The 10424-nt window shown below is 49.5% G+C and carries 10 protein-coding genes; 4 read left to right on the top strand and 6 right to left on the bottom strand.

Annotation, left to right across the window (positions count from 1 at the left end):
• Nucleotides 1–121 precede the first annotated feature (121 nt).
• The 5 genes from NP596_RS09215 to hldE all read right to left on the bottom strand — a co-directional run bounded on the left by NP596_RS09215 (nt 122) and on the right by hldE (nt 6444).
• The gene (locus tag NP596_RS09215; RefSeq protein ID WP_256615032.1) at nt 122–1510 is read right to left on the bottom strand and encodes an amino acid permease; all 1389 of its coding nucleotides are present in this window, start codon (nt 1508–1510) and stop codon (nt 122–124) included.
• A gap of 11 nt (nt 1511–1521) precedes the next feature.
• Nucleotides 1522–2265 carry a pentapeptide repeat-containing protein gene (locus tag NP596_RS09220; RefSeq protein ID WP_256615033.1) on the bottom strand — a complete coding sequence of 248 codons (744 nt, stop codon included), beginning with the start codon at nt 2263–2265 and terminating at the stop codon, nt 1522–1524.
• A gap of 67 nt (nt 2266–2332) precedes the next feature.
• Nucleotides 2333–3193, bottom strand: coding sequence for a 4-hydroxybenzoate octaprenyltransferase (gene ubiA / locus NP596_RS09225; protein ID WP_256615034.1), 861 nt, complete (start codon nt 3191–3193; stop codon nt 2333–2335).
• A gap of 73 nt (nt 3194–3266) precedes the next feature.
• Nucleotides 3267–4952, bottom strand: a complete 1686-nt coding sequence (locus NP596_RS09230; protein ID WP_256615035.1) for a DUF262 domain-containing protein — start codon at nt 4950–4952, stop codon at nt 3267–3269.
• A 61-nt stretch (nt 4953–5013) separates the two neighbouring features.
• Nucleotides 5014–6444: a bifunctional D-glycero-beta-D-manno-heptose-7-phosphate kinase/D-glycero-beta-D-manno-heptose 1-phosphate adenylyltransferase HldE gene (hldE, locus tag NP596_RS09235; protein ID WP_256615036.1), complete on the bottom strand. Its 1431-nt coding sequence runs from the start codon at nt 6442–6444 to the stop codon at nt 5014–5016.
• Between the two features lie 72 nt (nt 6445–6516).
• Here hldE and arsC point away from each other — a divergent pair, with 72 nt between their 5' ends.
• The 4 genes from arsC (at nt 6517) to NP596_RS09255 (ending at nt 9986) form a co-directional block, all read left to right on the top strand.
• Nucleotides 6517–6864, top strand: coding sequence for an arsenate reductase (glutaredoxin) (gene arsC / locus NP596_RS09240; RefSeq protein WP_256615038.1), 348 nt, complete (start codon nt 6517–6519; stop codon nt 6862–6864).
• A 27-nt stretch (nt 6865–6891) separates the two neighbouring features.
• Entirely contained in the window at nt 6892–7590 is a 699-nt protein-coding gene (locus NP596_RS09245; RefSeq protein ID WP_256615039.1) for a DUF2490 domain-containing protein, read from the top strand.
• A gap of 21 nt (nt 7591–7611) precedes the next feature.
• Nucleotides 7612–8208 carry an NAD(P)H:quinone oxidoreductase gene (wrbA, locus tag NP596_RS09250; protein ID WP_256615040.1) on the top strand — a complete coding sequence of 199 codons (597 nt, stop codon included), beginning with the start codon at nt 7612–7614 and terminating at the stop codon, nt 8206–8208.
• Nucleotides 8209–8468: 260 nt separating this feature from the next.
• Nucleotides 8469–9986, top strand: a complete 1518-nt coding sequence (locus NP596_RS09255; protein ID WP_256615041.1) for a DUF6492 family protein — start codon at nt 8469–8471, stop codon at nt 9984–9986.
• A gap of 162 nt (nt 9987–10148) precedes the next feature.
• Here the strand turns inward: NP596_RS09255 and NP596_RS09260 are convergent.
• Nucleotides 10149–10424: alpha-1,2-fucosyltransferase (locus NP596_RS09260; protein WP_256615042.1), on the bottom strand; the 276-nt coding region annotated here is incomplete at its 5' end.

Below are 10424 nucleotides of genomic sequence, written 5' to 3' on the forward strand. Positions count from 1 at the left end.
CCAATTGTGCCGCCCCTGCCGCGCAGCAGCCGGCGCGTTAATTATAGACAGGATCGCCGGATCGGCAATTTTTTCTAACGGCCAGCCTATGACAGCAGACCGGGATTCGCTTCCCTATTCCTTACCGCAATTTGCTATGTCTGACGCCATAACCGAAATAAATCCCAAACCCGATCAGCAGCCAAACCAACAGCCTCAACCAAGTATCCAGCGGCAAACCCGCCATCAAGCCCAGGCAGACCACGATCCCGGCAACCGGCACGAAAGGCGACGCCGGGCAACGAAAATGCCGTTCCAGCCCGGGATGGCTGATCCGCAATACCAATACCCCGCCGCACACCAGTTCAAACGCAAACAAAGTGCCGATACTGACCAACTCGCCCAGCTTCTCGATCGGCATGAAGCCGGCCAACAGCGCCACCGCAACGCCTACCATCATGGTCGAAAGATGCGGCGTTTGAAATTGCGGATGCACTTCGGCAAACACCGGCGGCAACAAGCCGTCCTTGGCCATGGCGAAGAAAATGCGGCTTTGCCCCATCAGCAACACCAGTATCACCGAGGTCAATCCGGCTATCGCGCCGATTTTAACCACGGGCGACAGCCACAACATGCCGATATGGTCCACCGCCAGCGCAATCGGCGCCGCCACGTTGAGTTCCCGATACGAAATAATACCGGTCAGCACGCCGGCCACCAAAATGTACAACAGGGTACAAATCAGCAATGAGGCGATAATGCCGAACGGCACGTCCTTTTGCGGATTGACGGCTTCCTGGGCGGCGGTCGATACGGCATCGAAACCGATGTAGGCAAAGAAAATCACCCCGGCCCCGGTCAACACGCCGCCGAAGCCGAATGGGGAAAAATCCGCCCAGTTTTGCGCCTGAATATGCCCGGCCCCGGCCAGAATAAATACGATAATGACGGCCAATTTGACCGTCACCATGACAAAATTAAACATCGCCGACTGGCGAATGCCCGCCACCAACAAGCCGGTCAAGCATAAAATAATCGCCACCGCCGGCAAATTGATGAAGCCCCGCGCCGGATCGGCCAGATAGGCCGTGCTTAGATAAGGCGGCAACCCCATTCCCAAACTGTCCAGAAAACTGACCAGATAGCCGGCCCAGCCTATCGCCACCGTGCTACTGGCCAGGGCATATTCCAATATCAGATCCCAGCCGATGATCCAGGCCATCAGTTCGCCCAACGTGGCGTAGGCATAACTGTACGCGCTGCCGGAAACCGGCATCATGGCCGCCAGCTCGCTGTAGCACAGGGCCGCCAACGCACAGGCGATGCCGGCCAGCACAAACGACACCACGATCGCCGGCCCGGCATATTTAGCGGCGGCGATGCCGGTCAATACGAAAATGCCGGCCCCGATAATGCCGCCGACCCCCAATAAAGTCAGGTCCTTGGCGGTCAGGGTTTGTTTCAGGCTGTTTTCGATGGCGGTTAAGGCATCGACCGGTTTACGTTGCAACAATTGTTTGGGGATCTGCATGGCATTTTCCGCTATCGGCCGACGCCGGCTGGAACATGTTGCGCGCCGTCGAAACGCGCGCCGGTCATAATGGCGTCGGTAAAAATCGCATCGTGCAGTTTAGTGGAAGACAGATTGGCGCCGCTCAAATCGGCGCCGGTCAGATTGGCGCCGTCCATTTCCGCCGAAAACAAATCGGCATTTTTCAAATTGGCGTTGTTCAGCTTGGCATGCTTCAGCATCGCCCGCCCCAGCTTGCTATTGCTGAGATTGGCACCGCTGAGATTGGCGCCTTTTAAATTGGCGCGCATCAAACCCATGGATTGATTTTTCATGTCCGCCGCCCAATCGGCGTTGCTGATGTCGGCGTTGCTGAAATTGGCGCCTTCCATGACCGCGATAACCCGACTGCCGCTGAAATTGGCGTTACTGGCATCCGCATGCATCAAACTCACGCCGAAGATACTGGTGCCGGACAAATTCGCCCCAGCCAAATTAATCTTGGTCATCACCGTCAAATCCAGATTCAGGCCGGCCAGATTGGCTTTACTCAGATTGGCGCGGCGCAAGTCCGCCCCCCACAAATCGGCGTTGCGAAAGTCTAGCCCGGACAAATCCAGATCGGTCAAATCCTTGCGCCGTAGCGGGGCGGGGTGTTGTTTATCGGCCTTGGCCAATAGTTGCTCGACTTGGGCGCGGGTTAGTTCCGCCGCGTGTATGCCGCCAGCCGCCAACACGGCAAGCAGTAACGCGGAAAGCTTGATTGAATGATGCATTTCCCCTCCTGAATATATATTTGCATAATCGAGGGGGAGCATATCACTGGCTAAGCGTTGGCGTCGATCATAGATATGCCGCCAGCAAACCGGCAAACACCGCCAAACCGAACCAGTTGTTATTCAAAAAGGCCTTAAAACAATCGGGCTTGTGGAAATGAAAAATCAATTTTTGCTGGTAAATGCCTAATCCGGCGGCAACCAATAAACCGGCGTAATACGGCCAGCTCAATTGCTGCATAAGACCAACGGTTATCAACAGCCCCAGGATAACCAGCTGCAAGCCGGCGGTGATTTCCCGCACCCGCTTGCCGAATAAAATAGCGGTGGATTTAACCCCGATTTTCAAATCGTCGTCGATGTCCACCATCGCATACATGGTGTCGTACACCAGCGCCCACAGCAGCACCGCCAGATACAAAATCCAGCCTACCGACGGAATTTCGTTGGTTTGCGCGGCAAACGCCATCGGCACCGCAAAGCCGAAGGCCGCCCCCAGATAGGCCTGCGGCAGGTGGGTATAGCGTTTCATGAACGGGTAACTGGCGGCCAAAAACGCGCCGATGAAAGACAGCGCGATGGTGTAGAGATTCATCAGCAACACCAGACCGAAGGCGGTCAGACACAACACGGCAAATACGATCAGCGCTTCTTTGGGTGTAACCTTGCCGGCGGCGATCGGCCGCAACTTGCAGCGGTCGACATGCGGATCGAAATCCCTGTCGGCGTAATCGTTGATCACGCAACCGGCCGCGCGCATCAACACCACGCCAGAGACAAACACGAACAACACCAGTCCATCCGGCCTACCGTCGCCGGCAATCCACAAGGCCCACAAGGTCGGCCATAGCAAAATGAAAATGCCGATGGGTTTATCGAAGCGGGCCAGGAGCCAGTATTGGTGGAGGCGGTTTCTTATGTAATTCATGAAGAAGAGTATGCTCTGGGTAAAATATTTAAGAGTTATCCGGTGAATTACGGAGTAAAAATACACTCCTATTTTATTCGTAAGATACTTTCCAAGTTAGAACAGCTTGAGTTGCAAGCCACGCTTGATAGTCATTTAAGTTCTGCAAATTCCATTGATCGTATGAGGCCACTTTCATGGCCAGCGGGTAATGAGAATTCATATAAGCTATTTTTTTATCCGCAAAACCCGAACGGCCTAACTGATCTTTCTCAAGTAAAATGACGTTTCCTAATCGGTCTTGAATGTCGTTGATGCCACCGCCAAAATAGTTGTCCCAATTCTCATCTGGATTGTATGGACATATATGCTCTAATGTTGTTTTTGTATAATTTGTATTGTGGCCAAGATAATATTCTATTTCAGATAATAGAAATCGAATTTTCTTCTCGCTGCGCCGACTGGGCATTTTATGAAATTCGAAAGCATTAGAGAACGCATCGTCACTAGGGTAAAGTTTCTTAAATATTTCGCTATTTTTGATATGGCTGGCTCTAGTATAATCACGATTATGGATTTTAATTGCTAATTGATTATAGGCTGTTTCCTGTTCATTTGGTGAGAAATGACATATGACGTTATATCGAATGGATAGTACATATATATATCTGGTAAGTTTTACAAACTCATCTGGAGAAAATCGATGAAACGCACTCATTAAGACAGTAAATGGTTGCTTAATATTAAACAAATCAAAGCCTTCCAAATATTTTTTGGCTTCACGATAATCTATTTCTTGATTTGCCCACCAATCGTCTTCAGGATTTAATAAAGATGCATATACGGGGGCGTATATTCCTAAAGAGCGCAGATAAGCATAAGCTTTTTCTGGAGTATCGGCCAGTTTTCTGACTGAAGAAAAAAGCTCTCTCTTTTGTGATAAACTGGCTTGAAAATTGTGGTGATAGCGAATGAAGTCGGTGAAATTGCTTTCTCCTAATTGAGATACAATCTCTGACCAACTTTCGTCGAGATCATTCAGATCTTGATCGTCTACATTATCATTTTTTGTAACAATAGAAAATATGTAGTTTTTAAGTAAATCCGGAGTAGATAATTGTACGCCACGCGCGTTTAGTGTTTCAAAAACTTTATAGGCATTTAGATCATCCTGAACTACAATTTTAGTAAAAATCATTCCTGATGCAACGCGTTCAATAAACTCAGCAACTTCTTGTCCGCTATCACCTGTTTTTTTTTCTTCAAAAAACTTGAAGCATCTATTTATCAGTTTATTGGTGTTGGTTTGACCACGTTTATTTGGTGCTTCCAAATTGTCGCATATTGCTTTGAAGTTAACACTGTTATTTCGGTTTAGAGATAACTTACTGTCCACTCTTAGAGAAATTGGATTAGTTGACCCAATATAACGCTCTTTCAAGACTTTTAGTCTATGGTTGTTTTCATTAACTTCCTGACCTTTGTCAACCAAGGCCTGAATGTTTTTCATGGCCGCTAATATAATTAATGACAGAGTTATTAATCGCTGTTGACCATCTATAACTTCGAAGTCATATTGTGCTTTACGCTGTAAAACGATATAACCCATATAATGGAATTGTTCTTCGGCTATCGTTTCTATATCCGCCCACAAATCTTCCCACTGTTGCTTATCCCAGGCATAATCTCGCTGGAAGCGTGGTACTTGGTATTTTATACCATTGCCTATTAGTTCTTGGAAGCTTTGATTAGTTGGCTCCATTAACATAAAGGTTGCCATTGATTCTTCCTATTTAATTAGCTTATTACTTTTAAAATATCTTGCTTGCATCAGCACAGTCTCAGCTTTGCGATTTTTCTTTAATCGTCTGAATAATCGAAGTCGTCGAATGCCCCTCGATAAACGACAGAATTTTCACCTCGCCTCCATTGGCCAGCACGCTTTCATGACCGGCGATGCCGGTGATGTCGGTGTAGTCGCCGCCTTTGACCAGAATGTCCGGCAACAGTTGGTCGATGACCTCCTTCGGCGTGTCCTGCTCGAACGGTACTACCCAGTCCACGCAGTCCAGCGCCGCCAGCATTTCCATGCGGTGGTCCAGTTTGTTGACCGGACGTTCGGGGCCTTTTAAGCGCTGCACGGAGGCGTCGCTGTTGACCAATACCACCAAACGGTCGCCCAGGGTTTTGGCCTGCTGCAGGTAGCGGACATGGCCGGGGTGCAAAATGTCGAAACAGCCGTTGGTGGCGACGATTTTTTCGCCGTTTTGTTTGGCGGCGGCGCGCTCTTTCAACAGTTCGGCTAGGGTGCAAACGCCTTTGTGATGAGCGCGTGGGCCGTGCAGGGCTGCGGCCAGTTCTTCGGTATTGACGGTGGCGGTGCCCATTTTGCCGACCACGATGCCGGCGCCGATGTTGGCAAGCTGGGTGGCTTCGGCCAGGGATTTTTTGGCGGCCAGACTGGCGGCCAATACCGAAATCACCGTGTCGCCGGCGCCTGTCACATCGAACACTTCCCGTGCATGGGTCGGCAAATGCAACGGTTCGGCATCCTTACTCAACAACGACATGCCGTGTTCGCCGCGCGTCACCAGCAAGGCGTCCAGCTCCAGCTCTGCCAGCAAATTCAGACCGCGCTCGACGATTTGTTGCTGGTCAGCACAACGCCCCACCACGGCTTCGAATTCGCTCAAATTCGGCGTGATCAAGGTCGCCTGTTTGTAAATGGCAAAATCGCTGCCCTTGGGATCGACCAGTACCGGCTTTTTCAGTTGTTTAGCCAGACGGATGAACTGTTCGACCTTGCTCAAAGTACCCTTGCCGTAATCGGACAGCACCACCACTGCCGATTGCATCATCTCGGCGTGGTATTGGTGCAGCAGCAAGTCGGTGTCGACATCGTGAAAGCCGTCTTCGAAATCCAGCCGGATCAATTGCTGGTGCCGGCTCATCACCCGCAATTTGGTGATGGTGGGATGGTGCGGCACGCCTTGAAACAGGCACAACACCCCGGCCTTTTTCAGCAAGGTTTCCAACGCCACCGCCGCTTCGTCCTCGCCGGTAAAACCCAGCAACGAGACTTTGGCGCCGAGGGCGGCGATGTTCAAAGCCACGTTGCCGGCCCCGCCGGCCCGCTGTTCGTCCTGCTTGACATGCACCACCGGCACCGGCGCTTCCGGCGAAATGCGTGAAGTGGGGCCGTGCCAGTAGCGGTCCAGCATCAAATCGCCGGCGACCAGCACGCGGGCGGCGGAATAATTGGGTAGTTGCATAGCTTTGCACGCGGTCTATTGAAGTGGGAATGTTATTATAGCGGCTTGTCGAGACACAAAGGGGCGTAAACCATGAGCGTTAAAATCTATCACAACCCGCGTTGCAGCAAATCCCGCGAAACCTTGAAATTGTTGGAAGAAAAAGGCATACAGCCCGATGTGGTCGAGTATCTGAAACATCCGCCCACCACGGAAGAGCTAACCGACATACTCAATAAACTGGGCCTGCAGCCGCGCCAGTTGATGCGCACCCAGGAGACCGAGTACAAGGAAAACGGCCTGGACGACAAGTCCCTCAGCGGCGCGGAGCTGATTGCGGCCATGATCCGCATTCCCAAACTGATAGAGCGGCCCATCGTATTGGCCAACGGCAAGGCCGCCGTCGGCCGCCCGCCGGAAAACATATTGAATATCCTTTAAATCCCTTACTTTATCGACCCGACTTTTATGCTGAAACGCTTTAGCCCTTTGGCCGCGATGCTGGCCCTGTCCATGCCCACCTTCGCCGAGCCGGTTAACGACGACATGAGCATATGGATCAGCAACACCTTTCAAACCGATTTCGGCGGCAGCCCCTATCTGACATTTTTGGAACTGCATCCCCGTACCCGCGGAGACAACAACAAATTCAGCCAAGCCATCGTCCGTCCGCTGCTGGGCTACAAGGTGACCAAAAAGCTGCAACTGTGGGCCGGTTATACCTGGCAGGGCGAATACAACGATCAAACCGACTTCGAACTGGCCACCAACGACATCATGGAACAGGTGCAATGGATCGATAACTGGACGCCGCAATTAAACTTTCAATACCGCTTCCGTCTGGAACAGCGTTTGTTCGCCCACGAAGACGATGTCGGCCACAGGATGCGGCACCGGGTACGCTTTGTGTATTCAATTCCCGATAGCAAAGCCTATTTGATCGCGCTGGACGAACTATTCGTTTATTTCAACGATATTGAAAACGGCCGGCTATCCCATTCCGTGCAGAGTGGCGTCAACCAGAATCGCAGCTATGTGGGCGTGGGGTATAAGCTTGCACCGTTCCTGAATGTCGACACCGGCTATCAATTGCAGTATGTGCATAATTACGGCAGCCCTGATTTGACCAATCATGTCTGGCTGACCAATATGAATTTCAATTTTTAAGGCATCCGCATAGATAGCACCATGGCCAAAATCCTGATTATTTATTACAGCCGCAACGGCAGCACCTTGAAAATGGCCCGGCAGATTGCCCGCGGGGTGGAATCGGTTCCCGGCGCGGAAGCGGTTTTGCGCACCGTTCCGGAAGTGTCGACAGTGTGCGAAAAAGTCGCCGACAGCATCCCGGCCGACGGCGCGCCGTATGCCAGCTTACACGAACTGGAAAGCTGCGACGGCTTGGCCTTGGGCAGCCCGACTCACTTCGGCAACATGGCCGCGCCGCTCAAGCATTTTATAGACGGTACTACTGCAATGTGGATCTCGGGAGCCCTATCCGGCAAACCGGCCGGCGTGTTTACCTCCACCGGCAGCATGCACGGCGGCCAGGAAAGCACCTTGCTGTCCATGATGCTGCCGCTGATGCATCACGGCATGCTGATGCTGAGCCTGCCCTGCAACGAAATCGCCCTGCGCGAAACCATCAGCGGCGGCACGCCTTACGGCCCCAGCCACCGTTCGGAAACCGATAGCGAACTGACGGAACACGAGAAGCGGTTATGTTGGGTACTGGGTGAGCGGTTGGCGAAAACGGCACTGGCGTTGAAAACAAGCCGGACATAATTGAAATTGGGGTGTTTCATGAAATGCACCGGAGTTTAGGCCATTGATGCTGAACGATTCTCGACGTGTGTAGCTGCCAAGCAATAGCACTAATACATCCATGTAAATTTCAATCCAGACCGCTTCAGTCAAAATTGGGCTATATGCCCAGAAACTTTGACACTTAAATATTTCGCTTAACGATTCATCCGTGAATAGCGGGCAAAACCGTTTTTAATGCATATCTAGTTGACCATCAATCGAAATAGGGTTTGACTGCCATGAATGAACCAATTAAAAAAGTGACCAGCGTTGCCAGTATTAAAGACATCGGCACATGGATTAGAGCATCTAAGCAAATACCGAAATTTATTGCTGCCGATCGATATGAGGTCATTGTTCCGGCGAGATACGTTCGCATATTCGAGGTTCTATCCAGCCCGGGCTGGATTGTCTTGGACGAGAATGAATTAGCGAAAGAGTTTTCGATTGAGTATGTCAGAAACAGGATGCCGCAGGGGAAAGAGGCGCGCGCCGGTTGGTACTTCCAGCAACTGCTAAAGATACATGCTTTAATGAATTCGGATTTTGACGACGATTTGGTACTGATTTGGGACGCTGACACGATTCCGCTTAAGCCGCTAATTTTTAGCCACGATGAAAGGTTACTTTATTTCACCGGCACCGAATATCACCGGCCATATTTCAATGCCATTAGTAGGCTTTTAAAGCTGGATAAAAGCGTTAATTTTAGTTTTATCGCCCAATGCTTTCCGGCGTATGTCGGTTGGGTAAAGGAATTTACGCGGCATTTAGAAGAGACCCACCAAAAACGCTGGTTTGACGCGATTCTTGATTGTACCGACTTAGGGGAAATATCAGGATTTAGCGAATACGAAACCCTTGGAACGTTTTTTGTTCATCGGTATATAGAAAAGATGGCTATAAACCATGCGAGATGGGAAAGATTTGGGGAGCAAATCGCGCCTATTGGCGATATCTTGAATTTGCCTATCTCTGACGACTTGCCCATGTATGTCTCTTACGAGTCCTGGAGTAAGCGAATCGAGCAGCCAAAGGTAATATTTAAGCATGCAAAATCAGAGGCTGATTTTTTAGACTACTTCTTTAATCATACAAACGAGTCCCGGTCCATTATCCAAGTTGGTGCTAATGACGGAGAAATGTGCGACCCAATATTCCGATATTTGGCATCAGCGAATAATGCTGACGTTTCAGCGATCTTGATCGAACCCGTTGAGTTTTATTTTGAAAAACTGAAGAAATTGCATAGCAAAAGACCGAACACCCTATTAATTAAAGCCGCCGCGAGTTCCGTTGAATCTATTCGGGATTTTTATCATATTGATCCGGCAATTGCTTACGAAATGAATGGCGACGGCCCTAAAAATGACTGGGCTCATGGACAGGGTTCATTTTTTAGGGAAAGCGTTGTTCACTGGATAGACCAGAATGCGTTCCGTGGCGAGAGTTACAGGGCGAATATGCCTAGATTCAAAGATGCAATTTTGGAATCTAAGGTTAATTGTTTTCCATTAAAGAATTTGGCAATAGGTGGAAAATTATTAAGTTTGCTGTTAATTGATGTTCAAGGTGCTGAGCTTGACGTATTATTGGGAATGGATTGGTGTGCGCCGCCAGACTTTATTATTTACGAACAAGACATCGCAAGAATTAAAGTTATTGAGGATCTTTTAAATGCCATGGGATTTTCGTATCTATGCGGCTTGTCGAATTTGGTTTTTTATAACACGAGTACGGTAGCTATCGGCAACTAAATCCGAGTTAAACCATAGCGGCTTTAATGCTCTCGCTATAATTTCCTGCTGGCATGATTCGGCAAAGAACTCCTATAATTCCTAGAGCCTCGGTATAAAACCGCAGGCTTATTTTGAATCGGCAATGTATATAACTCATTATTATATAGGCTCGAAATACCGTCATAATCCAAGGCTTTCCCATTCTTCGAGAAGCAAATCCGACGTATTTAAATGATTTAAATTTGACCCAAACCATTTTGCCGGTTCTGGAGAGTAAACCCTTTTTTCATTATTTTTAGATAGCCAAGCTCCCCACCAACTAAAACTGCTGTTGGCAATAATAAAGTCATGGCATAAACTCATCAGGCAAAGATCGGCATAATTACTATTCCCTACCATCAACACAAATCTACTGTTTTTAAAAATTTCCTGCTCTTGACACCAGACAGGGTCGTC

The organism is Methylomonas rivi (assembly GCF_024505165.1).
In the GTDB taxonomy this organism is placed as follows: Bacteria; Pseudomonadota; Gammaproteobacteria; order Methylococcales; family Methylomonadaceae; genus Methylomonas; species Methylomonas rivi.

Excerpts from the sequence above, each read along its gene's own strand:
- NP596_RS09215 (WP_256615032.1), bottom strand. The coding sequence starts at position 1,510 with ATGCAGATCCCCAAACAATTGTTGCAACGTAAACCGGTCGATGCCTTA.
- NP596_RS09220 (WP_256615033.1), bottom strand. The coding sequence starts at position 2,265 with ATGCATCATTCAATCAAGCTTTCCGCGTTACTGCTTGCCGTGTTGGCG.
- ubiA (WP_256615034.1), bottom strand. The coding sequence starts at position 3,193 with ATGAATTACATAAGAAACCGCCTCCACCAATACTGGCTCCTGGCCCGC.
- NP596_RS09230 (WP_256615035.1), bottom strand. The coding sequence starts at position 4,952 with ATGGCAACCTTTATGTTAATGGAGCCAACTAATCAAAGCTTCCAAGAA.
- hldE (WP_256615036.1), bottom strand. The coding sequence starts at position 6,444 with ATGCAACTACCCAATTATTCCGCCGCCCGCGTGCTGGTCGCCGGCGAT.
- arsC (WP_256615038.1), top strand. The coding sequence starts at position 6,517 with ATGAGCGTTAAAATCTATCACAACCCGCGTTGCAGCAAATCCCGCGAA.
- NP596_RS09245 (WP_256615039.1), top strand. The coding sequence starts at position 6,892 with ATGCTGAAACGCTTTAGCCCTTTGGCCGCGATGCTGGCCCTGTCCATG.
- wrbA (WP_256615040.1), top strand. The coding sequence starts at position 7,612 with ATGGCCAAAATCCTGATTATTTATTACAGCCGCAACGGCAGCACCTTG.
- NP596_RS09255 (WP_256615041.1), top strand. The coding sequence starts at position 8,469 with ATGAATGAACCAATTAAAAAAGTGACCAGCGTTGCCAGTATTAAAGAC.